Annotated in this window: 1 rRNA gene; it reads right to left on the bottom strand. The window is 54.6% G+C overall.

The features are described from left to right. Positions 1-262, bottom strand: a 23S ribosomal RNA gene (locus ACJYUO_RS21890); the annotation flags it as partial.

The raw sequence follows: 262 nt of genomic DNA, 5'->3' as shown, positions 1-262 counted from the left end.
TTAGGACCGGCTAACCCTCAGCTGATCAGCATTGCTGAGGAACCCTTACTCGTTCGGCCGTCGGGGTTCTAACCCGACTAACGCTGCTACTATGACCAGGATTTTCGTTACTGAACGGTCCACACGAACTCTCGTCCGTGCTTCCACCCGAACAGAACGCCAACCTACAAGATCACCATGTGAGTGGTGCTGCTAGGTCTCGGTGGTAGATTTGAGCCCCGATCATTTTGGGCGCCTCAAACCTCGGCCGGTAAGCTGTTAC

The sequence above is a fragment of the Natrinema sp. CRL1 genome (genome assembly GCF_059162405.1).
The sequence above is the reverse complement of the archived record's forward strand: the minus strand, read 5'-3'. Positions and strand labels throughout refer to the sequence as shown.